This is a genomic window from Candidatus Nitrosocaldus islandicus (genome assembly GCF_002906215.1).
In the GTDB taxonomy this organism is placed as follows: Archaea; Thermoproteota; Nitrososphaeria; order Nitrososphaerales; family Nitrosocaldaceae; genus Nitrosocaldus; species Nitrosocaldus cavascurensis.
This window is the reverse complement of record NZ_CP024014.1, coordinates 649,036-672,853: the sequence shown is the minus strand read 5'-3', so window position 1 is coordinate 672,853 and position 23,818 is coordinate 649,036. Positions and strand designations below refer to the sequence as shown.

25 protein-coding genes are annotated in these 23,818 nt (G+C 42.1%); 7 read left to right on the top strand and 18 right to left on the bottom strand.

Features of this window, described 5'->3' with window-relative positions; genetic code table 11:
- Positions 1–16: 16 nt before the first annotated feature.
- The 5 genes from CRG89_RS03535 to CRG89_RS03515 form a co-directional block, all read right to left on the bottom strand.
- Entirely contained in the window at positions 17–514 is a 498-nt protein-coding gene (locus CRG89_RS03535; RefSeq protein WP_103286968.1) for a winged helix-turn-helix transcriptional regulator, read from the bottom strand.
- 16 nt (positions 515–530) lie between these two features.
- Positions 531–914, bottom strand: a complete 384-nt coding sequence (locus CRG89_RS03530; protein WP_103286967.1) for a hypothetical protein — start codon at positions 912–914, stop codon at positions 531–533.
- 408 nt (positions 915–1,322) lie between these two features.
- Positions 1,323–1,952 (bottom strand): hypothetical protein, encoded by a 630-nt coding sequence (locus CRG89_RS03525; RefSeq protein WP_103286966.1) that lies wholly within the window; start codon positions 1,950–1,952, stop codon positions 1,323–1,325.
- A 105-nt stretch (positions 1,953–2,057) separates the two neighbouring features.
- Entirely contained in the window at positions 2,058–2,363 is a 306-nt protein-coding gene (locus CRG89_RS03520; RefSeq protein ID WP_103286965.1) for an AlbA family DNA/RNA-binding protein, read from the bottom strand.
- A 49-nt stretch (positions 2,364–2,412) separates the two neighbouring features.
- The gene (locus CRG89_RS03515) at positions 2,413–2,676 is read right to left on the bottom strand and encodes a hypothetical protein (RefSeq protein ID WP_103286964.1); all 264 of its coding nucleotides are present in this window, start codon (positions 2,674–2,676) and stop codon (positions 2,413–2,415) included.
- Positions 2,677–2,737: 61 nt separating this feature from the next.
- On the opposite strand from CRG89_RS03515, the gene dinB reads away from it, so the two are divergent.
- Entirely contained in the window at positions 2,738–3,865 is a 1,128-nt protein-coding gene (dinB, locus tag CRG89_RS03510) for a DNA polymerase IV (protein WP_103286963.1), read from the top strand.
- A gap of 118 nt (positions 3,866–3,983) precedes the next feature.
- Here dinB and artG read toward each other — a convergent pair whose 3' ends face one another.
- The 6 genes from artG to CRG89_RS03480 all read right to left on the bottom strand — a co-directional run bounded on the left by artG (position 3,984) and on the right by CRG89_RS03480 (position 10,693).
- The gene (gene artG, locus CRG89_RS03505; RefSeq protein ID WP_103286962.1) at positions 3,984–4,964 is read right to left on the bottom strand and encodes a thaumarchaeosortase; all 981 of its coding nucleotides are present in this window, start codon (positions 4,962–4,964) and stop codon (positions 3,984–3,986) included.
- A 75-nt stretch (positions 4,965–5,039) separates the two neighbouring features.
- On the bottom strand, positions 5,040–6,341 hold the full coding sequence (locus tag CRG89_RS03500; protein WP_103286961.1) for an Nre family DNA repair protein: 1,302 nt from the start codon (positions 6,339–6,341) through the stop codon (positions 5,040–5,042).
- A gap of 36 nt (positions 6,342–6,377) precedes the next feature.
- A complete protein-coding gene (locus tag CRG89_RS03495; RefSeq protein WP_103286960.1) occupies positions 6,378–7,178 on the bottom strand; it encodes an ABC transporter ATP-binding protein in 801 nt (266 codons plus the stop codon).
- Positions 7,179–7,234: 56 nt separating this feature from the next.
- Entirely contained in the window at positions 7,235–8,287 is a 1,053-nt protein-coding gene (locus tag CRG89_RS03490) for an ABC transporter substrate-binding protein (RefSeq protein ID WP_103286959.1), read from the bottom strand.
- 148 nt (positions 8,288–8,435) lie between these two features.
- Positions 8,436–9,659 carry a hypothetical protein gene (locus CRG89_RS03485; protein WP_148695221.1) on the bottom strand — a complete coding sequence of 408 codons (1,224 nt, stop codon included), beginning with the start codon at positions 9,657–9,659 and terminating at the stop codon, positions 8,436–8,438.
- A gap of 65 nt (positions 9,660–9,724) precedes the next feature.
- Positions 9,725–10,693, bottom strand: coding sequence for an NAD-dependent epimerase/dehydratase family protein (locus tag CRG89_RS03480; RefSeq protein ID WP_103286957.1), 969 nt, complete (start codon positions 10,691–10,693; stop codon positions 9,725–9,727).
- 389 nt (positions 10,694–11,082) lie between these two features.
- On the opposite strand from CRG89_RS03480, the gene CRG89_RS03475 reads away from it, so the two are divergent.
- Positions 11,083–11,526: an Lrp/AsnC family transcriptional regulator gene (locus tag CRG89_RS03475; protein ID WP_103286956.1), complete on the top strand. Its 444-nt coding sequence runs from the start codon at positions 11,083–11,085 to the stop codon at positions 11,524–11,526.
- On the opposite strand, the gene CRG89_RS03470 is transcribed toward CRG89_RS03475, so the two are convergent.
- Positions 11,513–12,640 carry an aldo/keto reductase gene (locus CRG89_RS03470; protein WP_103286955.1) on the bottom strand — a complete coding sequence of 376 codons (1,128 nt, stop codon included), beginning with the start codon at positions 12,638–12,640 and terminating at the stop codon, positions 11,513–11,515. The genes CRG89_RS03475 and CRG89_RS03470 overlap by 14 nt on opposite strands.
- 57 nt (positions 12,641–12,697) lie before the next feature.
- Here CRG89_RS03470 and CRG89_RS03465 point away from each other — a divergent pair, with 57 nt between their 5' ends.
- Positions 12,698–13,993 (top strand): hypothetical protein, encoded by a 1,296-nt coding sequence (locus tag CRG89_RS03465; protein ID WP_158648693.1) that lies wholly within the window; start codon positions 12,698–12,700, stop codon positions 13,991–13,993.
- 17 nt (positions 13,994–14,010) lie between these two features.
- Here the strand turns inward: CRG89_RS03465 and CRG89_RS03460 are convergent, their stop codons facing one another.
- The 3 genes from CRG89_RS03460 to CRG89_RS03450 all read right to left on the bottom strand — a co-directional run bounded on the left by CRG89_RS03460 (position 14,011) and on the right by CRG89_RS03450 (position 16,841).
- A complete protein-coding gene (locus tag CRG89_RS03460; protein ID WP_103286953.1) occupies positions 14,011–14,904 on the bottom strand; it encodes a prenyltransferase in 894 nt (297 codons plus the stop codon).
- Positions 14,905–14,954: 50 nt separating this feature from the next.
- Positions 14,955–15,389, bottom strand: coding sequence for a DUF2203 domain-containing protein (locus CRG89_RS03455; RefSeq protein ID WP_231911519.1), 435 nt, complete (start codon positions 15,387–15,389; stop codon positions 14,955–14,957).
- A gap of 414 nt (positions 15,390–15,803) precedes the next feature.
- The gene (locus tag CRG89_RS03450) at positions 15,804–16,841 is read right to left on the bottom strand and encodes a THUMP domain-containing protein (protein WP_103286952.1); all 1,038 of its coding nucleotides are present in this window, start codon (positions 16,839–16,841) and stop codon (positions 15,804–15,806) included.
- A 56-nt stretch (positions 16,842–16,897) separates the two neighbouring features.
- Here CRG89_RS03450 and CRG89_RS03445 point away from each other — a divergent pair, with 56 nt between their 5' ends.
- Entirely contained in the window at positions 16,898–17,728 is an 831-nt protein-coding gene (locus CRG89_RS03445; protein ID WP_174672471.1) for a hypothetical protein, read from the top strand.
- Positions 17,691–19,631 (top strand): nucleotidyltransferase domain-containing protein, encoded by a 1,941-nt coding sequence (locus CRG89_RS03440; RefSeq protein WP_103286951.1) that lies wholly within the window; start codon positions 17,691–17,693, stop codon positions 19,629–19,631. The genes CRG89_RS03445 and CRG89_RS03440 overlap by 38 nt, the downstream gene beginning before the upstream one ends.
- Positions 19,632–19,793: 162 nt before the next feature.
- On the opposite strand, the gene CRG89_RS03435 is transcribed toward CRG89_RS03440, so the two are convergent.
- The gene (locus CRG89_RS03435; protein WP_103286950.1) at positions 19,794–20,024 is read right to left on the bottom strand and encodes a 30S ribosomal protein S27ae; all 231 of its coding nucleotides are present in this window, start codon (positions 20,022–20,024) and stop codon (positions 19,794–19,796) included.
- 32 nt (positions 20,025–20,056) lie between these two features.
- Positions 20,057–20,395: a 30S ribosomal protein S24e gene (locus CRG89_RS03430; RefSeq protein WP_148695224.1), complete on the bottom strand. Its 339-nt coding sequence runs from the start codon at positions 20,393–20,395 to the stop codon at positions 20,057–20,059.
- A 54-nt stretch (positions 20,396–20,449) separates the two neighbouring features.
- Between CRG89_RS03430 and CRG89_RS03425 the strand changes: the two genes are divergently transcribed.
- Positions 20,450–21,037 carry a DUF309 domain-containing protein gene (locus CRG89_RS03425; RefSeq protein ID WP_103286948.1) on the top strand — a complete coding sequence of 196 codons (588 nt, stop codon included), beginning with the start codon at positions 20,450–20,452 and terminating at the stop codon, positions 21,035–21,037.
- A 52-nt stretch (positions 21,038–21,089) separates the two neighbouring features.
- Here CRG89_RS03425 and CRG89_RS03420 read toward each other — a convergent pair whose 3' ends face one another.
- The gene (locus CRG89_RS03420; RefSeq protein ID WP_217349420.1) at positions 21,090–22,472 is read right to left on the bottom strand and encodes a BPG-independent phosphoglycerate mutase family protein; all 1,383 of its coding nucleotides are present in this window, start codon (positions 22,470–22,472) and stop codon (positions 21,090–21,092) included.
- 240 nt (positions 22,473–22,712) lie between these two features.
- Between CRG89_RS03420 and CRG89_RS03415 the strand changes: the two genes are divergently transcribed.
- Positions 22,713–23,735 carry a galactose-1-phosphate uridylyltransferase gene (locus CRG89_RS03415; RefSeq protein WP_103286947.1) on the top strand — a complete coding sequence of 341 codons (1,023 nt, stop codon included), beginning with the start codon at positions 22,713–22,715 and terminating at the stop codon, positions 23,733–23,735.
- Positions 23,736–23,818: the final 83 nt, after the last annotated feature.

Genomic DNA, 23,818 nt, shown 5'->3' with positions numbered 1-23,818 from the left:
TATCTCAGCCTTAGTATTAAAAGTTTAGATCCTCCATCATATCAGCATAGTTATCTGCAACCCTCTCAACCAACTGCTCATTATACCTTGCAAGTACCTCTGCTATTAGATGCTTGCTCCTCAGCATGTACTTGGAGTCATGCTTATTAACCAAGCCCTTCTCCATGAGCCTCTTCATATGCCAGAATATGGTTGATTGTGCCTTGCCAAGCATGAATGCAATCTCATCAAGCGTTGCTGAACCATCGTTCTCAAGCATGTATGAGATGATCCTCCTTGCGGTTGGTATCCTAAGCATGCCAAGTATGTTTGCCTCATCCTGCTTAACATCACTTGCATAGTACCTTGTCATCCCTCCATCCCTCTCTATCCTTATCATCTGCTCAGATTCTAGCCTGTAGAGATGGTATGATAACACTCCGTTTGTTAACCCTAGCATTCTAAGTAGTTCCCTATACCTTATCCCAGGGTTCTTGCTTATGTATTCAAGTATCGTGTTCCTTATATTGCTCATTCCATGACACCTCAACTCAGCCCATCTTAATAACCCCAGTCATGAAGAGTACAAGCATGGCAAGGATGAGTAGATGTGCCAACTCTACATTTATTATTGGGAGCAAGAGCGCTGGTACATTCCCTGTTAGCGTAATGAAGTTCACAAACTCTGCAAGTGTAAGCATAGAGAGTGCAAGCATCATGAAGAGCAACCTTCTACTCCTTCCCCTGTAGTATGCTAGTACAGATACTATAACTAGGAATATGGATACCATGAACGCTATCATGTGTAGGTAGATATGGTATATCATTGATTCATGGGTTATATGAGGGAGTACAAGTGGTAGAGAGAAGATTGCTATTGCAGCAAGTATGAGCAGTGTCATAACATTCTTATCTGCAAAGGCCATCCTCTGCATATCTATTATTACAGGCTAGGTATATAATTAATTATTGGTACAATGATAGAATGATGGTATTTTAAATTAGTAAATGGATGAGTTATGATAGTGATAGCAGCAGTAGTAGTGATGGTAGTCATCGTTATTATATATATGATCATTGGATATACATAACCTATCTATCCACCTTGGATGATTTATCTTATCTGTAAGGCATCTCTGAGATGCTAGTACATGATACACAACCATAGGAACCTCCAGCCTAATTTGCAAGTAGATTTGTGTATTGCTAATCTCCTCTGCTCTGTACAGAATACCTGTCTGCTTGTGGTTGCTATAGCCAACCTAAACAAGTGTATGCATAATGAGACGCCTCAACCTAATGGGAGGATAACAGTAGATTTAGATGATTGCTACCATAATCTATTATGATGGTGCTGGTATGCTCATGGTTGCAAATGCATACTCTCTCTCATCCTTCTTAGATACCTTCCTATACCTCTCATCATAGTACTCGTAATCCCTTACTCCAGATACATGCTCTGTCCAGATATCGTGTATGGCATCGTTGTACCTCTTCGCTATACCCTTCCTCCTACCAACCTCATGCAAGATGATATGAGATACCTTGGCACAGTTGTTTATAGCAAAGAACCTCTTTCTATCCATGGCAGGTGAGTCAGAGCCTGAGCCCAAATAATCAAGCCAGTGCACTAAGCCAAAGTTGTCTGTGTAGTAGCCAGCGCTACAATCAGAGATCAAGGGTCTAAAGTATGCTAGGTAGATGTGATAGTTATCCTTACCTTTGCTCCTATGATGCATTATAAGATCGCTCAACCCAAACCTAAGCCTTCTCAATGGGCTCTTCTCTATAGCAAGTACATCAACACCAACATCATAATGGAGCCCAAAGTTCTTGTTCAACCACCAAGCAAAGAACTTGCCCATCTCCTCAATGTATGGCAGATCATCCTTTACTCTTGAGTCTAACTCCTCATACTTAACAACGTATATGAAGCGTAGGATCATCACAATCAGCAAAGGTATCTCATTCAATCAATAATAATAACCTACCTTGAGAGTAGCAGGTAGACAGGGAAGTAAGGAAGATGAACCATAACATAAACATAAAAAAGGATAGAAGCAGGCAGCTTCTCTAGCTTACTTCCTGCTTATATCTATCTCTATAGTGGATACGTTCCTTACCTTACCGTTCTGGCTCTGCATCTGCTCAGATCCAAGCCTAACATCGCTTATCTTGTAGCCTAGAGAGTTCATCCTCTTCACGATTATCTGTGCAACATCTATTGCTCTTGCGATGCTGAGCCCCCTAGCCTTTATGGTTACTGTTGGCTCATTTGCCAACTGAACTAGGGTAGCTGTCACATACGTCATCAATGGCTTCTTGCCTATGAATATCTCGTTTGCTGCCTTGCGTTGTGCTTGTGTGCTCTGCGTCTCAGCCATACCCTCTTAAGGTATTGAACCTGTATAAATAGTTTGATATGCATGCAATCTATACCTTTTCATTGTCAATAATCTGCTGAAGTATCCTAACTATGGAATTATGAGAAGGATTATCCATGATCTGGCTCTTAAGATACTCATCCTCAACCTCGTAGCAGTTGAGCATGCCATCCTCATCCTTTATGAATAGCAGTACCCTGTCATTGAATATGCAAGGGTATATATGCTCAACCTCCATCCTCTCAACCCTTATGGTTATCTTACCATCACTATCTACAGTTACAACATCATCATCCTTGCTGCAGTAGTTCATCCTATTGTATTATGCTACAGCCTTAATAATATGTATATGATGGTTGTGCTATACTCAATGTATGGGTATTGGTAACATCAGCAATAATAATAGCGGTAAGGGTAGTAAGAGGATAATAATGCATGTTGATCTTGACTACTTTTATGCTCAGTGCGAGGAGTTGAGGAGGAAGGACCTTAAGGATAAGCCTGTTGTTGTATGCGTATACTCTGCTAGGGGAGGGGATAGTGGTGCTGTGAGCACTTGCAACTACAAGGCTAGGGCATATGGTGTTAAGGCAGGTATGCCTATAGTTCAAGCAAAGAGACTTCTAAGGGGGCAGGATGCTGTATTCCTTCCAGTTGATGAGCAGTACTACACAAGCATATCAGATATGGTAATGACAATACTTAGAGCAAATGCAGATGCATTTGAGCAGATAAGTATAGATGAGGCGTATATGGATGTTAGCATAAGATGTAGGGACTTTGACTCTGCCATTGCATTGGCAACTAGGCTTAAGGATGAGCTAAGGGCTAACATAGGTTTAACATGCTCCATAGGGATAGGGATGAACAAGTTGATAGCAAAGATGGCATCTGACTATAGGAAGCCAGATGGACTTACAGTTGTTAGGCCAGAGGAGGTGCAGGGCTTCATAAGCCAGATGGGTGTTGGTAAACTGCTATGGGTTGGGAAGAAGACAGAGGCTAGGCTCAACTCCATGGGCATATACACAGTTGCTGATCTTGCAAAGATAAGCATAGATACACTCATCAATGAGTTTGGAAGGAAGATGGGTGTATACCTGTACAATGCATCAAGGGGCATTGATGAGGAGCAGGTTAAGGAAAGTTCTATGGCAAAGCAGATAAGCAGGATAACTACCCTAAAGAGGGATGCTAATGCAATAGAGGATATGCTTGATGATCTACATGCTTTAAGCATAGATGTGCATAAGAGTGTGGTTGAGCAAGGGCTGCTCTTCAGATCAGTAGGCATAATACTGGTTTATGAGGATCTGAGCATGAGGAGCAAGGCAAGGACACTGAAGCACTACTCCAACAGCATTGATGATCTGCTCAGATATGCAAGGGTACTGCTGGAGGAGGCGTTGAAGGAGAGCAGGATGCCTGTGAGGCGTCTAGGTGTGAAGGTATCTGATCTTATGAGTGTTAAGGGTCAGGAGACCCTACAGAGGTTTATGTGATATATCATGATGCATGCAGATACTCGCTATGTATGGATGATGGCATTGTTATATGCACATCTGATTCAACTTATGCTATTGATTCATTCTACCTAATTGACTGTTATCTTCTATCCATCTACCTACTACTATTACTGTTGTTTACTCCCTCACTAGCATCCTTACCCATTCTCTTAACCCTCCTGCTCTCAACATACATTATAAGCGTTAGGTAGCCAGCAAGCCATGGTAGGAACATTATCTCCCCTGCTACAGAATGGAAGGATTCGAATGCATTGACATCAGCACTAACAGTAAGCACGTATATTGATAATGCAAGTATCCTCATGGTGTTAACAAAGACTGTGCCAGCAACACCTATTGCAAAGTACATGCCCTTCCTTCTAGCCTGTATGTTCATCTTGAGCAGGAATGCAAGCATCACAAGGGAGTATATGATGATGCTATGCACACCTGCAGATGGCCAGAAGACCTGAAGTGCCATGGAGCCCTTGCTTCCGTTCAGGAAGAGCATGTTGCCCCTTGCTGTAGCACTCCCTACATCTAGAGTATTTATTATCCAAGCATCGAACTGGAGTAGATAAGGTACTATGAACTGCAATGGACCTAGAGTATTGTATGGGAAGAAGGCATCAAGGGATAGTATTATTGCACTACCAAGCAGGTAGATTGGGCTTGCAGGGGCTATCCTTACCCATCTCCTACCATATATTATGGTTAGTGCTGAAACCATGAATAATCCTAATGCTATATAATCCCACATCCATGTCCAGCTATCCTTAAGCCTTACACCATAGTTTGATGCAGAGTCCATTATGATCTGCCTATACCCATTCTCTACAAGTGTAAAGTATACTATGCATGCAACTGCAAGCATGGATGCTAGGTATAGCCTCCTCCTTGCAATATCATACCTTAACCCTGCTATCTCTGCAACAATGAAGGCTAGGGCAAAGAGGAAGCCTCCCCTACCCTCATTCCAGCCCATCTGGAATGTATCTGGTGCTATTGCAAGGGTGTAGAGCACAGGTGAGGCAAGGAGTATTAGTATTGGTACATAGCCCTTCACCAAACCCTTTCCCTCTAGAGTCTCCTTCATGCCTTTGGATTACGATAAGCCTACTCTCTATTAAATCTGTTTAGTGATAGTTGATGATGCTATAAGCATACCTTATCATTGCATATAATCAGATAGCCTCATCTGAGCCCCTCTCAGCATACTGCTCTCCCTAGCCCATTCTTCTAATGGTATCTTAAGCATGCTCATAGCATATTTAATAGCATCATCCATGCTTGTGAACCTTGCTACATTGCCCTTGAGCATTGCCCTAACATTCTCTCTAACGAACCATACACCAACTGGTATGTTGAACCCTGGGTATATCTCTCTAAGCATGATGACCCTAGCCTGCCTCCTAATAGATGCTAGATGCTCAGCAACTGCAAGCCTGGCAGAGTAGTAGCATCCTCCAACCCTAGCATAACCCTTCCTCCCTATATAGCCCTCATGATCACCTATCATCTCATACCTACTCCCATAAACGTTCCATGTAGTGTTTGGGAACCATGCCTCTATCCATTCGAACTCCCATGTACCTGGTAAAAGTATGCATACGAACCTGTTCATGCTAACATCTCTAAAGTATACCATGTACTCATCTATGCTAGGCTCATACCTGATCTGCTCTATCAGTGCCTTGGAGATGGTATCATCAACAGCAGTTATACTCCATCTAGTAGGCACGAACCTCCTCCTACCCCTGTAGCCTAGGCATCCAGCACTCAAGGCTCTTATTATGCTTGAGATTCTAACACCCTTGCTGTAGAGTTGTAGTATTGCTTCACTTGCGCTGAGATCATCGTAGTATGCATGCTCTATCCTTTCATCAACCCTTATGCTCCCTACCCTGAGCCTCTCCATCTCTGCAGATGGTCCAGATGGAGGAAGGTACTCACTCAGGTTCAGCCCTGAAGGTCTATGCTTGAGATGCATCTCAGCATCTATTGGTACCTTAGCCATTGCTAGTTCCTGTACTATGGATGATATTCCATTGCATCTTGCTGGCGAGGCATCATCAACATGAGCCTTAACCTTGCCTCTAACCATTGCTAGCCTGAACCTAAGCACATCATCAAGAGCAATGTTATGCCAGTGCTCTGGGCAATCGTAGATACCTATACCTACACTATCAATATAATGCTCTACAACTGGCATCATTGGTCCTATGCTGACCTTTGGATACCCTAACCTACCAACGAATATGGATGGTGGTGTATAACCATCAATGCTCTTATCTACATTTATCCTTTCAAGCATGGTCTTTACACTTGCTACAATTATTGGGCAGTACGCTAGACCACAGAGGTACTTGCTACCCCTACATTGCATGCAGATCGATGGGTTAAGATTTGTATGTGTAGGATGTAGCATGGGAAGGGTAAGAGATGGGTAGTATGATGTATACTTGCTAGACATAATAACAGTAGGGAAGGGGATTCCATTTAACCTTATCTACTTATCTACTATACCATCTACACTCTTGTACTCCTCCTTCATGGCTGCTATAACCTCTCCTTTAAGAGCCTCTATAACCTCGCTAGCATACCTGCTCAAGTTAGCATCCTCTATAAGCCTTGGCCTCCTGTAATCTATCCTAACCTCCTTCTTAACCCTAGCAGGTCTATGAGTTAATACTATAACTCTATCAGCAAGGCATACAGACTCTGCTATGTTATGTGTAACGAATAGTATTGTCTTCTTTGTCTTCTGCCATAGCAGTTGGAGTTCAACAAGCAGAAGATCCCTAGTCTGGGCATCTAGGGCAGCGAATGGCTCATCCATGAGCAGAACCTCAGGGTCCATAACAAGGGATCTTGCTATTGCTACCCTCTGCTTCATACCTCCAGAGAGTTGGTGCACGTAATAGTCTGCAAACTTATCCAACTGCATCAACTGAAGATAGTGCATTGCAAGTTCCCTCCTCCTTGCCTTCTCTACCCCAGCCATCTTAAGCCCAAACTCCACATTCTCTATTATGGTAAGCCATGGGAATAATGCTCCTTCCTGAAATATCATTATCCTATCTGGGCCAGTATCACTTACACATCTCCCATCTAGAAGTATCTCTCCATCAGATGGGCTCTCAAGCCCTGCAATTATGTTTAACAGTGTACTCTTGCCACATCCTGAAGGGCCAACTAAACATACAAACTCACCATCCTCAACGCTTATGCTAACACCATCTATAGTCTTAACTATGCCATTTGAGTGGTTATACACTTTGCTGACATTCCTTACCTCTAACTTGGCCAAGGTACTCTTACCTCTTCTCGATTACCATCTTTATATTAAGTATAATTTGAATATTGTTATTTAACTAGCATGAATGAGTTTAATGTACTTTTATCCTCCTCCAGTATACTATTCAAACCATCGTAGTAGAACAGTCTATCAAAGGTAGCGTCTGAATGGAATAACCCAACCATCTTCCCCTTCCTTATGTAACCTTCTATTGATCCCTGCATTGGATCGTATGTGAACTCTAGGGATGAGAATGCGTTCTTTACAACATCCTCTGGTAATGATTTTCCTGTCATGCTCCTTATCTCCTTGCTAGTAATATTCATTGCCTCATCCCTATGCTCGTTTATCCATCTTATGATGTTTATATGAGCATTAAGCACTTTATGAACAAGGTCTGGGCTCCTATCTATCAGATCTGATCTAGCAACAAGCACTGTAGTTGCGAACCTACCATCTGGCCATATACTCCTCTCATCGAGGAAGATCTTCCCTCCTTCGTTTACCGCTATACTAGCCCAAGGCTCTGGTACCCATAGTCCATCTATCTCGCCCTTCTTGAATAGGAGTAGGAGTTCGGGGTTTTTTGCATTTATTATAGTTATATCACCACCATCATCCTTTAACCTAAGCCCATGCTCTAGTAGGTATGATCTCAAGGCTATATCTTGTGTATTACCATACTGTGGTGTTCCAAACCTCTTACCTCTGAGATCTTCAAGTGTATCTATACCCTCACGGGTTATGAACTTTGCACCCCCAGATGTTGCTCCTGCTATTACCCTAACAGAACCATTACTTGCAAGGTATGCTTGAATGGCAGGTATTGGGCCAGTATATGCAACATCAACCTGCCCTGTGAGTAGTGCAAACATGGTATCTGGACCTGCCTTGAACATCCTATACTCTACATCCATGCCTAACTCCTTGCTGAACGCATCACTACTCTTCGCTATAAGTGCTGGAGCATGTGTTAGATTTGCCTGTAAACCTATCCTTAGCCTTGTTGCTACAGTAGATGCATGATCATCCTTACTATTTGTAGATAATGATAGTAGTAGTAATACAGATATTATAAGAAGTGCTGATCCAACTATGCCTACTATGACCTTATATCTCATCACTATTCTATAGCATAGACGCTATTAATTTTATACTTTAGCATGGATATGAACATCAATTATATCATGAGAAGGATGCTTGGTAATTTAATAAGAGATATAATAATGGGAAGAAGAAGGATATGCGATCATCTTAATCTATATCTGCTCATACAACATCAACCTCTATGCTCTGAATTGGGGCAAGTGCCATTGGCTTGCTTATGTTGTCTAACACAAAGACCTCTATCCTGTATGTATCCTGCCTGTCAGGGGTCCATGGTAGCGTTACTATAGCACGCGTACTGCTCTCCAACTCAGATGCTATCATACTCATAGATGCTACAGTGCCATCTGAGTACTTAACCTGTGCTATACATACAAACTCCTGCGCTATCGGCTGCTTGTTCAGCAACTCAACCTTAACTGCCAACTTGCTACCAAATGATAACACTCTTATCTGCTCACCAAACTGTGTTATTACCTCTGGCTTTGATACCAGCATCCTATCCCTTGCTGCTATACCAGTACCAAATACAGCCTCTGCAGTTACATACCTCATCTCAACTGTTAGTACACCATCTGCTGCAAGCCTTACAGGATAGGGGAGTGTATCATCCAGATACCTTGCAACTATCCTATCGTTATCAGTAACCCTTATGGATTGCTGTTGTTGCTGCTGCTGTTGTTGATTCTGCTGCTCCTCACCTTTGCTTGAGACTAGATTAACCATGGCAGTGAATATCCCAGTATTTACATCTGTCTCAACAAGCGTTATTCTTACCCCTGAGGTATATGTATCAGACCAAAGGAATACAGTTACCCTATCCCTTACATATGGGTCTCTGTTAGCTTCAGGCTCCTCAAGCCTTATCTCTGCCTTGTCTGTGGAGTAATAGTACTGTCTATCGAATGTTAGTTTTGCCTCATAGTAGACTATCCTTGCTGATGTTGCTATAGTAGTATTGTACAAGGCAACTATCCAATCATCACGTCTAACCTCCAGATCACCATTGTATATCAATAGGTTTGGACTCAGCCTTATACTTCCAATGAACACCCCGCTACTCTTAGATGTCTCAATTAGGTTAACAACGATGCTTGAACTCCTACCCTTAACAGTCACGCTAACAGTATCAACTGCATTAGGGTTAACATCCCTAGATCTATCCTGAAGTATTATACCAACGGTATTGAATGGTGTATACTCAGATCTATCGAATGTAAGTAATGGTATAGAACCATCATGATTCCTGCTATCCTCACTGTTAAGGTTTATACTATGTGATGATTGTGTGTTACTTGCCAAGGCTATCTTATTTGCATGTATGCTTATGGAGGTTATGAGCAGTACGATGAGCATAGTATACATATGCACCCGCATATCCAGCATATGCTATATCAAGCAGATAGAACGTAAAAACTTTAAGTTATAATATTCCCATTCTAATGTTAATGTTAATACTTTGTATCCTTATTAATCTCATCTGCAACCTGCCTTAAACCATCCCTGTATGTTGGGTATACAAACCTGAAGTTCATGCACTGCTTCAAGTTTATATTGCTGTATCTTGCTGAGTACCGTATTGCTCTCATGAGATCTGGGCTTATATCGCTAGCCTTGTTGAGCACCTTTGCAATACTACCTATGAGGTGTGATAGAGCGTTGAGAGGAGCATAAGGGAGCAGTACTGGCCTTCCTATGCCTAGAAGAGAACATGCATAGTTTAGGTAATCAAGCCATCTTACAGGCTCATCATCAACAACATTGAATACCCTATTACTACCCTTGTATGAGAGGCATTCAACTAATGTCCTTGCACAGTCATGTACATGTACAACGCCAGTGTAGTTTGTAGCATCACCTATCCAGAATACCCTGCCAGTGCTTAGCATCCTTGCTATAGGATCGCCATGACCATTGCTATAGCCATATACATACCCAGGTCTAAGCACTATTGCATCAAGCCCTTGCTTTACCATACTCATCACTATTCCCTCAGCCTCCAACTTTGCTCTTCCATAACCAGTATCAGGATTGCATATACTCTCCTCATCCATGATCATCCCATGACCATTACCATACGCTGCTATGCTGCTTACATAAACAAACCTTACACCATACTCTTTGCATATCCTTGCTATGCTCTCAGTGCTATCAACCATTATCGCTCTTAAGGTATTGTATGGATGGAACCTAACCTTTGCTGCTAGATGGATCACAGCATGGGAGTTGCTTACTATATCATTCAATACACTAACATCAGCATCTACAAGATCTATAGTATGGATATCTGCATATCTATCTAGATATGATGCCTTGCTCCTATCCCTTACCAATGCTATTGTATCATAGCCTTTCATGTGAAGTTGCTTAACAACCTCTCTACCTATGAAGCCTGATGCTCCTGTAACACATACCCTCATCTAGCAGATTTACATGAAGCACTCTTATTTCTATTTTCTAAGCATGGGCATCAAGGCTAGAACTCCACCAGCACTCCAAGGATCTTGCCAGCAGTACCTATGTAATGACCTTAACCTGCTATTGAGAATGCTATTATTAATGCTATCCATTGCTTTGTTGCATAAGTTGTATACACATCAAGATACTATTTCATTTGTTATTATCAATAATCCAGCACTGAACGATAATTTGAATTTAGATAGTATTCTGTAGGTATACATGGATAGTTATCTTAATAATTTATCTATAGCGATATAGAAACACTTCCAAATGACCAGATTCATTCAAATGTGCATGACAAATCAGTAGCATCAGCAAAGGTTTAGTGCATGTATGGTTAAATATTACTATGGAACTTGAAGAGTTCGATAAACGCTTACTTGCTGAACTGCTCAGGGATGCAAGGAGATCCTACAGACAGTTGGCAGATACCTTGCAAGTATCAACTGGCACAGTACTCAAGCATATTAAGGATATGGAGAGAGCAGGGATAATAAAGGGTTACTCAGCAATGCTGGAGCATAGGTTACTTGGCTATACTATAACAATAGTCATGGAGGTTACAATGTCTAAAGGTAGATTGCTTGAGATGGAGAGGGAGATAGCAAAGATCCCAAACGTATGTGCTGTCTACGATACCACAGGCACAACAGATGCCATAATAGTTGCAAAGTTCAAGAGTATAGATGAGTTGAGTAACTTCACAAAGCATGTTCTAAGCCTCCCATACGTTGAGAGAACTAATACACATGTTGTGCTTAATACAATAAAAGAAGATTTCAGGCTGCTCTAACAGTTAAAGAGGCTATTATGCTTGAGAACTCATCATTGCCTAATGGTGGTATCTTTGCTATCCTTAGATTTTCCTCAACATGCTCTCTTTTCTTCTGCCCTATCAAGGGTATTGCTTTTGATGATCTTGCAAACTGTAAGCATGCAAGTGCTGGTGTCTCTGCCTTTACCAGACTCATAACATCCCTATGCAGTAACCTACCCTGAAGTAATGGCACACTTGTGAATATGTTTATGCCAAGCAGCGTAGCAGCCTCCATAACTGTATAGACCTTGCCATCTATAACTTGGTTCTTGAGTGTTGCTGCCTCATGCATTGCCATATTGAATGGTAGCTGTATGAACTTGAACCCATGATCTTTGCTAGCAACATTCTCTGCAATATCAATTATATCCTTAATATTCATGTACAGAGGATTGTCTGGCTCAACCCTTAAGCAGTCCCATGTAGCCATCCCATAGTACCTGATGAGCCCTTCCCTCCTCCTTGCCTCGTAGAACTCAAACGCTTCTTTTAGCATCTGCATAAACCTATCCCTACCAACATCTGGCAGTTGCTCCTCAGCAGCATTATGAAGGTAGATCAGATCTATGCACTCCAACCCTAGATTCTTTAGGCTCCTCTTCAACTGATCCTCAAGATATGATACTTTGATGCAGTTGTAGCCAGATGATATATCATCAGCACTTATAACCCCAGTCTTTATTAGATTTGTATGTATGTACTCCCAGAAGTCCATGCTGAGATCAGCATCATGCGTCAGATAGCCATTCTTTGTGCTTATGAATACCTCATCCCTCTTGCATATACCTTCTTCTATAAGCTCCTTCAAGGCTCTCCCTACTGCCCTCTCAGACTTCTGGAACCTATAGTTTATTGCAGTATCTACAACATTTACTGCCCCACTTGCAATAGATCTCTTCACAGCATCCACTACAAGGGCATCAGTTGCCTGATCAGCCTTGCCTAGATATGTACCAATCCCTATACTACTCAATGCATACTCATTGAACCTCTTGAAGTGCCCTATAACTGTAGTATTACCTTCATGCCTTAACCTGAACCTCTCAGTACCTTCTCTTGTTGCATAACCTTGGATAGTCCCTTTACTCATCCTCTAACTTTCTAGCATAGGGATATTTATTATATAAAGGCTCAATATCCAATAACTATGGGAACGATGGTGTATCCTACGATCATTGTTACTATAATACTTGCATCAGTGCTCATCTTTATCATTATAACTTACAAGAGTGGTGAGATGACTCTTACAGACCTATACAAGGTTGATGCCTCTGCTAGTGTAGCATTACTTGAGAGAGTGGATGGTAGGGAACCATGCCTTCTTAGTGTAGGGCATGAGTTCATGAATATATCCAAGGCGTTGAGAGATGAGATCATGTATGTTAGATATTGGGCAGATGCTACAGGTATGTACAATGAGTATAGTAGTGTTACTATATCCGGGGCTGAGGCGTATGAACTTGTAACTACCATGATCAAGGGAAAGGCCATTATAGCAAATAAACCACATATAGAGATGCTCTACAAGGTGATGGATAAGGATGGCTATATATCATGCATAATAGAGTATGATGGGAGGTATTATGATCTTAAGGTAAACCCATTTGGATCGATGATGATAGATGGTTATAGCCATATCATTCCAGAAGATCAGGGTTATGTAACAGTAAGGGTATATTACAAGGAGCTGGATCCAAGGTTCAAGATAATTGCCCTTGACAGTAATAAGCATGAACTCTTTTCACCATTCAACAACCTCATCCTACTCATCAACGAACTTAATAGCAAGGTGGTAATCTCTGTTAGTGCGGATGATAGGCTTATAGAGGATTACCATTATGCATATATTGCAGTGATACCATCGAAGGGCTCCAGATTACTAGTATTCCAAGCATGGATAGCAAGCAAGTACTCATACACTGTAGAACCTTACAATATGCAGGGGAAGGTTGTTGTTAGATCATACTCCCCTTCATGTATGAGTGAGGAGGAGGTAAGACATGGCTATGCATTAGCAAAATTCAATCTTAAACTACCCTTATATATGCCAGAGGGTTACGAGTATAGATGTGCCATCCATATAATGAATAACTATGTAATGATATACTATAGCAATAGCAAGGATGTGAGTGCTACTGGAATGCAAGAGGCAATAGCAAAGGGAGTACTTGTAATGACCGCTTATAGGGTACTCTCGCATGAGGATATTGATTGGGATGCAATTGGTGTAGATAATGCTAATAGAGAGGATGTTATAACCATGAATTTAGATGGTAGTAAGGTAGTGGCATACAAGGAGGTAGATGTTGATTATGATATATGGGAGAAGTACTACTATAACGTCTTGAACCTATACGATGAGGAGGAGAGAGTTATATACTCATTCAAGAGTAGGTTCCTGAATATAGATGAGCTTGCAGATATTGCAAGGTCGCTAAGGTAAGCACTAATGAACAACTACTAGAATAATAGGTACTCAACTAGAACTCCTACTACAATTGCTATACCAACTATCCTTGAGAATGCTACAGTGCTGCTCATGCATGGTATAAGCCCTTCAGCATCATCATACCTTGCCTTAAGTATCCTATATGCTCTAAGTGCAAGGGGTAATGCTAGAAGGGTAGCAAGGGTGTATAATGGCAATATCTGCAATACTACACCTGCTATAATCATAATGTACACTGCACTAGGGAATGCTATGAATAGCCTTGATGCTCTAGCAGGACCAAGCAGTATCACAAGGGTCCTTCTACCACCACTCCTATCTGCCTCATAATCTGGGAATGAGTTGATGAAGAGTACCAATGAGGATAGCATGCCAGATATGGTTCCAGCATAAACAGGCTCAATGCTCAATGCTCCTACCTGCACATAGTAGGTGCCTACAACTATCATAGTACCCTTTAAAGCAACAAAGAACTCCCCTAAGCCTATCCTTACTATGCTAGTTGAGTACAGGTACACTGCTGCTACGGCAAATGCAAGTATTATAGCTATAGCAATACCTCTAACTGCAACGAAGTATAGACCTATAACTGCTCCTATTATAAGGAATGCTATCCCTGCTCTATACACACTTGATGGTGAGAGCATATGCTCTGGTAGCACACCAGTCCCTCCAGAGAAGGGGGTCCTTCTAGTAACCTTATCTATACCAGATCTGTAGTCCCAGTAATCGTTCAGGAGATCAACGCTAGCATGTAGGCTAAGCACACCAATGTATGTGAGAAGTGCATGAAGAGGGTCTAGAGCATCATGCTTCCATAATGCTATGGCTAGACCAATACTTACAGATATTATGGAGGCTAGAAGGAACCTTACCCTTATCGCTCTAAGCCATGCAGACACCATGTATATGGTTGAGCATCCTATCTTATAATATAATAAGATTAGAGGCAAGATTATACTAGAGACTCATCACTAACTGGCAGAGGCTTCCTACCCATGAAGCCTTCATCCTTACCATGCCAGAACTTAACCTCATCCTCTCCAGACTTCCAGCAGAGCCATACATCTTCTCCAAACCTCTTAGCTGGAAAGTCTATCAACCCTTCATCTATGCTCTTAAGCACAACACCCATAGCCTCCAACTCCTCAATTGCAGCGTATAGCCTTGTAAGTGCAGAGTTGAGTTCCTGCTTCTTCTCTATATATACTTGGAGAGAGGCATCATGATCAACTATGCTCTGTAACTCCTCCTGTAATTCAAGCACCTCATCCCTTATAGCAACTATGTTGTTGAACCTCCTCCTAACCTCTCCTAGAATTCTGTTAGCCTGCTGTGGTGTGAAGTACTGGAACATGCTCACCCCTCCATCTATCCAATCAAGCATCATGCTTAATCTAATTTAATCCTTCTTCCTCTCTATCTACATTACATAATCATAATTCTCGATAAGAAAGCCTATGGTTCTAACTTTGGGATGAATTATGTTATATTTAAATACTTATATTAAGATATGGCGAGTCGCCAACCAATAAGGGGGAAGAGGAGAGGATGAACATATTAAAGCGGGCTATGGGCTATATATATGTCCATAGCAGGGGCTCCTTGATACAGCCCAGAACTTGGTAGGATGAGCCCTTCAGGGCAACAAACCGAGAATCTCCCGACTTTAGTCGTGGAGAGTGTCAAATCTTCCTTTTCCCCTCTTACCATTCACCTCCCCTTCCCTTTCCTACATTACCTACATTGCTCTTCCCTTCTAACATGCTCTCACTTGCTCTTACTCTACCTACCCTGCTTAAACTCACCTCTTCTCTCCAACTATTATATGTGCCCATAGGTCTCCATGCATAACAGGGATACTCTTGCTTACATTGAAGCCAGAGGATGAGAGCATGCTCTTCATCATCCCATGCTTGAGTGTTATAACAACTATCCTACCACCATCAACCATAGCCCTGTACGATGCTTTTGCAAACTCCATGTAGAGCCTCCTTAGCCCAATGCTAGGCTCCATCCTTATCCCATATGGAGGGTTTGTGACTATCCTATCGGGTGTAACCAGCCTATCAAGTATCCTACAATCATAGCACATGAACCTTATACACTTCCCAACCCCTGCACTCTCTGCATTTGCCTTTGCACCATCTATGTAAATGGTATTTACATCAAACCCATAGAGTTCTAGGTTCAGCATTGACATGGATAGTGCTGCCTCTATGGGTATTGTGCCAGAACCACACATTGGATCTACAAGTATATTCCCTGCTCTAGGTTCTGCAAGCCTAAGCATAGCATACGCTATACTTGCCTTTAGTGCTGCTGGATGATCAAATACTCTATACCCTCTCTTATGTAGTGACTCCTTTGTCAATGCTATGCCTACTATGCACTGCTCCCCTACAACATCAACCCTAACCTCTACATCATAATGCTTGAGATCAACCTTACTTGAGAACCTATCAACTATTGCCTTGCCAGCAGCTCTCTGCACATCTATGGATGTGAACTCATGCCTCCCAAGCCTCTCACTTGTAACCCTGAACCTAACTCCCTCATCAAGCACATTGCCAAAGTCTAAAGCAAGAACATTCCTGTATATTGTGTTGAGGGCATCCTTGCTCCTATCTATGCTGAAGGATGTTATATACCTCATCACATGATGTATGGAGCGCATTGAGAGTACCTTGTTTATACACTCATCATGCTCACAAAGGTGGAGGAGTACGTGCCCCCTTATCCCCATATGCCTCTTGCTCACATGTGCATGTGGTAACTTCTCTCTTGCCTCTAACTCAACTATATCTTCTAAGCCAGGAGGGCAGGTGAGTAAGATGTCCATCTACTTGAAAAGATGTTACCCTGACATATTTATAATACTGGGATGATAATTTAAACATGAGGCTAGATCCACTGCATAAACTTGAGGAGTCAAGGTCTAGAGCATTGATACCAGAGAAGGTCTATGCTAGGGTTATGGAACGCTACAGATACGTTACTGAAGGTATAGAAAGGGTTGAGAGGGCATCTGGCATAGAGTATCCAGAGTACTATATAGAGCCAAGTATGGTTGTAGCAGATGCCCAGTACAGTCTAGGACTTATGTTTGCTAGAACCATACCTGTAGTTAAAGGCATGTATGGGAGCATCTATGATCATACTTGTTCTGATGGTGAGAGTAGGTTATCAATAGTAGTACAGGTTACTGCTCCACTGGTTGCATATGGGCTCAAAGGAACCATACATGCAATACTTGCACATGAGTTCCTTCACTACATAGAACTACTTGCAAGATTCATAAACATGAACGTTATATCTGATGAGGTCTCAAACAGCATATTCGAGAGTGTGTATGCTGATATGAGCAGGGTTGTAGAACCAAGGATAGCATTCAGGAAGGATAGAGCATTGATCAGGCTCGTTGCAAGGAAGTTCCAAGATGGGTTGAGTGATCACAGGCTAGAAGAGAAGTGCATGAAGGATTGGATAGAGAAGGGTTTACCAACTGTAAGGATGAGTGTTGAGGAGAATATTGCAAGGATACCAATAGAGGCAATAGCATCATTCAGTATAGATGATGGATTGAGGAACAAGATATATGAGTTTATTAGTGCTAGTAGTAGCAGTAGTAGGAGAAGGGTTGGTAATAGTAGTAGTAGGAGTGGGAGGGGTAGCATAAGGGATGGTATCCATGGAGATGGGGAAGGGAGGCAGGAGGGAGAAGGGTGATGATGAGTATAATGCTATGGATAGGGATGATTCTATCAACTTAGCAACCATAAGCGTGGAGGAGAGTGAGGAGTTATCAAGGATCGTTAATGCTATAGCAGAGGAGTATGGATGCGAGATAATCTCATACTGCATATATGGCTCAAAGGTAGCAGGTTATGCTAGACCAGACAGCGACTATGATATCCTTCTTGTACTGAAGGATTACAAGGATATAATCAAGTATGTTTATGTACGTGATGGTGCTAAACTTAATGCATCATTGCTTATAGTTGATGGTAAGGCACTCCTTAGAGATGCTGAGCGTGCAATGCTTGGAGAGTTTGTTGCAGGTAGGCTCCTCCACCCATATCTCCCATTGTACAATGGTTCATACCTTAATGATGTTGAGACTATATACAAGAAGAGGGTTATAGTTGAGGAGTATGGTACACTTTTGGGGCTTAATCCTCTCATTGCTACTGATGAGGTTTCCATACCACTTGAGTACTTTCTATTCTCAAAGATCAAGAAGAGGGCAAAGATATACCCCCATGCATTGTACAGTTATGTGAAGACATACACAGGGAGTCATGCATCAAGGAATATGGAGATTAGCAGGAGAGGCTTCATGAGGGCATTGAGGGAACTTGAACAAGAAGGTATTGTTGAGGTGAGGAATGTACATGTAGATGATGGTAAATGCTATTATCATATCATACTTAAGGATAGGAGTAAAGGCAAAGGCAAAGGCAACAATAAGGCATTGATGAAGGAGATGCTCAGGGGTGCATTTGCATGGCTTGTACACTCATATGCAGCAAGAAGGACCCTTAACTTCTTTAGGGAGGAGGCTGTATCTAAACTTAACAGGAGGAAGGAGGTTAAGGCTTACACCATACCTCCAGCATTAGATAACCCTTCCATACTCCTCAAGGTTAATGAGGGTATAGTTGCTGATGGCAACTCTTGGCTTGATATGGTAGCAGAGTCTCTGGGCTTCAGAGATGGTTACACTGCAAGGTTCACAAGCATAGGTGATAAGCATGCAGCAACAAGCCTCTGTACGCTAGAGCAGGAAGTAGGAGGGGAGGTTAAGAAGAAGGAGAGTATAGTCATCAAGTACTACACCAACATGAAGATGGCAAAGTGGATAGCACTGAATGTATGGCTTGCAGGGATAAGGCGTTACGATATATCGCCAGAGAAGAGGATGATGAATGAGTATATAGGGGTAAGGAGGGTTAGGGCTCTGGGCATAAATACCCCAGAGGTTGTGGCATTATCATTTGGGAAGAGGCTAATAGCATTCAAGTATGTAGATGGTATCCCATTGAGTAGCATACTAGATAAGTTGGTTGGTAATAGTAGTAGTAATAACAACAATAGTAATGGCTATGGACAGAAGCAAGTAGAGAGGGTATATGATAGAAGGGAGAAAGGAGCAGCAGGTGATCTACTTGGCTATGTTAAGGCATATGGAACTATATTAGGCATTATACATGCAAATGGGTTCATACTTGGAGATACCAAGCCAAGTAACGTGCTTGTTGTTGTTACTCCTCCTCTTCCTTATAATCATCCTCCCCCTCATCCTGCTAATAACAGTAGTAGTATCACTAAAAGCACTAACTATTATGATGGTATACTATACATTACAGACTTTGAGCAGTTCTCACCCTCAACCAACTACGATGATATGGCATGGGATATAGCATGTTTCCTCTACTACTCTCTACTATTCAAAAGGGATGAGGATATGGCAAGGATGTTTGTAAGGGCATTTCTAGAGGGTTATGCCCAGCATGGTAGCAGCGATGCTATAGCAAGAGCAGCAAAGAGTTCCTACTTTCTACCATTCTACCCAGCAATGGTTTTAGGTATCATCAAGGCTGTGAGGGAAGAGATAAGGGCCTTTAGGTAAGCCAAGATTATACAAATTATTGGAAGCATTAGGCATTACTGCTTAACTCCATAACATCTTGTATTATATTTGCTAACATAAATCTTGACCCTTCCTTCCTTTTTCCTTCATTTATTCATTTTTGTAGTCATCACAGCCTGTTAATGAGATATTAATAGGATTCTACTGCTTCCTCCTCTTTCCTTTACCATCCTCCTCTGCCCCTTTACCTACTCTCTCCTTCTCCTTACGCTTGAACTCTGTGTACTTGCACCTTCCACATGTAACCCTATCACTATGCTCAGCCATGAATACTCCTCTACCACACCTTGGACACTCCCTTCTTACCTTCCTTATCCTATCATCCTCAACAGTGTAGTACTTCCATACCTGTGTGTTGCTCCCCTTACCCATACAGATAGCACCTCTCTACCATCAACAACAATCTAACCCCCCTCCTTCCCCTTATCACCTTCTCCTTTCTTCTTTCCTCCCTTCTCAACCTTCTCCCCTGTAAGCCTTGCAATTATATACCTTGGGAGTTGGGATCTAGCAGTACCCTCATCCTCATATATGTAGAAGAGGCATCTAAGATCCCTCTTGCCTTTCTCACCCCTCATGTTTACAGGCACTATGAACCTCCCAGCATAACCCCTACACTCTACTATCAGTTTTGCTGCATCCTGCCTCTTCAGCATACCATTCATACCCTTGATTATACACATCAACTCTACCCTGTTGAGCAAGGGGTTAAACCTCTCTTCCTCAACCACCAGTTCATCCATTACCATTCCATCCATACCTTAACTCTTAATAAACCTAATGATTCTCTATAGCATATGGTATACTCAAGGTACGTGGTAAGACTTGTAAACAATGGCTATAGACCAGAGGACTCAAGGATGATCTTGAGTAATGCTAGCAATGTATGTATAGATGCTGGGCTAGATGCATGGGTTGAGGTAAGGGATGTTAGAGTAGCAAGTAAGCATATAGAGTTGGATGTTAGTGTTGAGCAATCAATGCTTGATAAACTGCTTAGGGAGATGGAGAGGATAGCACAACTACTAGGCTACACAGAGATAGATGAGAGGAGTTTGAGCAAGGAAGAGAGGATAATGCATGCAAGGGATCTATTCAATGCTGAACGCTACTGGGAGGCACATGAGGTTCTAGAGGGGGCATGGAAGGATAGTAAGGGTGATGAGAAGGAACTAATACAAGGCATCATACTTGTATGTGCTGCTCTAGTACATGCACAGAAGGCAGAGTACGATATATGCATCTCAATACTAGCAAGGGCACTAAAGAAACTACAAGGCAAGCCATGCAGATATCATGGGCTAGATATAGAAGTGATGGTTGAGAGGATAAGGATGGTATTGGATAGCAAGGATATTAGAGCCATGTTAGAACATAGGCTATAGGTAATGCTATTACTGCTATTATCACTATCACTACTACTGCTCTATCATATTATTATGATGGTGGTGAGGATGAGTACATGATACTGAATACCTTGCTTAGCACATCATATCCCATTATGTAACCTATGCTACCCTTCCTTGCTTCACGCTCAGTGAACCTACCAAGCCCATCATCCCTGTAGTCACTGCTCATACATGATACAAGCAATGGTACTGGATCTGCACTGTGTGCCTTCTTTATGCATGGGGTTGAGTGATCTCCAGATACGACTATGAACAGCCTACTACTCTTACCATCGCTATTGATGCTAGTATGCTTGAGTAGTTCGCCAAAGAACCTCTCATCTATCTCCTCTATACTCTCTTCCTTGCCTCTAGCATTACCATCATGCCCAAACTCATCTGGGCCCTTTAGGTGTACATACACAGCATCGTATCTACTCAACGCCTCTACTGCTCTTCTAGCCTTGATCTCATAATCCCTCATACCTCCACCATCAAGAACTGTTATTCCTGTAACCCTTGCTATACCATACTCAACAGGCATATCAACTATGCATGCAAACCTTGCATCATTGTACTTGCTTGCTATAGGTTCAACCTTGGGAAGCCTACTTCCAGCATCCCTTAGCAGTATACAGTTAGCCTCAAGCATACCCATGCCTCTCCTCCTCTCATTTACAGGATGATCTTTAAGCACGCTTATAACCTTCTCAGTGAACTCATTAACAAGTTTAGCAGAGAGTAGAGCAGCATTGCTATTGCTAAGAGCCTTACATCTATTTATGCTCATCCTAGCATCATGCTCTTCCCTTGCTACTCCCATGCCTTTTATCCTCTCATATGCTGGGTCTGTATTGCTTATATCTGCTGATAATATGCTCTTGCCCCTTATCCTAAGCACTACTCTATGCCCCTTTGTATGCACAAGTTCATACTCTGCACCCTCTAGCGTTACCCTATCCTTTATAGCCTTGACGAGTTCTTTGGCCTCATCATCTGCTAGGTTCCTTCCAACCCTCCTATCCACTATCTTCCCTTCACCATCTATGGTTGCAAAGTTACCCCTCATTGCAAGATCACCATCCCTGATATCTATCCCTGCCCCTATAGCCTCTACAACTCCTCTACCAGGATACTCTTCATCCTTGAACCTATAGCCAAGCATGCTGAATACTGCTATATCAGACTCTGGAGCAATATCCTTCCCTACAGTGTATACCATACCCATCCTACCCTTCCTTGCCAAGGCATCTAGGTTTGGTGTATATGCAGATTCTAGAGGTGTGAGATGGTTTAGGCTTGGGTGAGGTAGATCTCCAACACCATCAAGTAGTACATAGATCATCTTCATCCTAGCCCTCTTCCTAGCACTCATCCTACCATAGTTGCTTTTCATACCATTGCTACCGTAATTGCCATCCACATCCTTCATACTGCACCATCCCTCTCCATCCTTACACCCTTACATCCTTATATAGCCTAACCTACTACTACTATCCTTATAAAGAATTGCATCATAGTTTGTTAACTATTCTTGAAGGTAAGATTTAGATAAAAGCATATGATAGCAAGTTGAATAATATGGAAGAGTATTGTATGGAACTGAATGGGATGGGAAGAAAGAGGATGATGATGAGGATAAGGATGAGGATGAGGGAGGTGTGTTGTATAGATGACTCAGTTCAGGAAGGATAACATACTTGATAGGCTAGTGATAGTTAATGATGGTAACAGTGTTGATATGGATGATGGTAATGAGAAGCATGGAAATGATGATATATGCATCTACTGTCCTGGTAACGAGCATCTAACCAGACCAGCAGTACTTGCTCTTGTACAGAAGGAGGGGATGATGAGGAGGTTATCAGATACAGAGGATTACCGTGTAGATGACTGGTGTGTTAGGGTAGTGCCAAGCAAGAACCCATTGGTTAGCATATCTGCAAATGGCAAGTATACAAACAAGCCATTCTACAGTGAACCTGCATATGGCTACCATTATCTGCTGATAGCAAGCAGAGAGCACTGCAAGCCATCATCAATACCAGCAGAGCAGTGGTCAAATGTACTTGTAGCACTGCAGGATAGGGTGAAGTGGCTCTACATGCAGAAGGGCGTTAGTTATGTTGCAGTGTACATGGATTACGATGCTAGCAATGTATGGCATCCACACCTCAACATAATCACCTTCCCCTACATACCTCCACTCATAGAGCAGGAGGTTGAGTCAATAAACAGATACATCAATGAGGCTGGTTCATGTCCTCTATGCAACATGATAAGCATGGAGGATAAGAGCCCTAGGCATCTAGTCAGCATAGAGAATTTCATGGCATTATGTCCTTGGGCTCCAACCCATCCATACGAGTTCTGGATAGTGCCTAAGAAGCATGCTATACAGTTGTTAAGGATGACCCAGAAGGAGATAGATGAGCTTGCTACAATGCTTAGGGTTATGCTTGGAGGGCTCTATAATACCCTAGGCGATGTGAAATTCAGCATGATCATACATGCCTCATCTGAGAAGAGTAGGAAGCAGTTACACTGGCATATAGAGGTTCATCCTAGGCTAGTAGATAGCTATGGGATTGAGGGGTTTGGTGTACACTTCCTCAACATATCTCCAGAGTATGCTGCCTCAAGGCTGAGTTTTGCTTCAAGGAGGGAACTTGCAAGGATTGTTGGGATAACCTAATAATGATTATCATCAACTAGCATGAATGAATACCTATAGGCTTTATTGGATGAGTGGGTAGTGAAGTAAATGGGGTTATGATG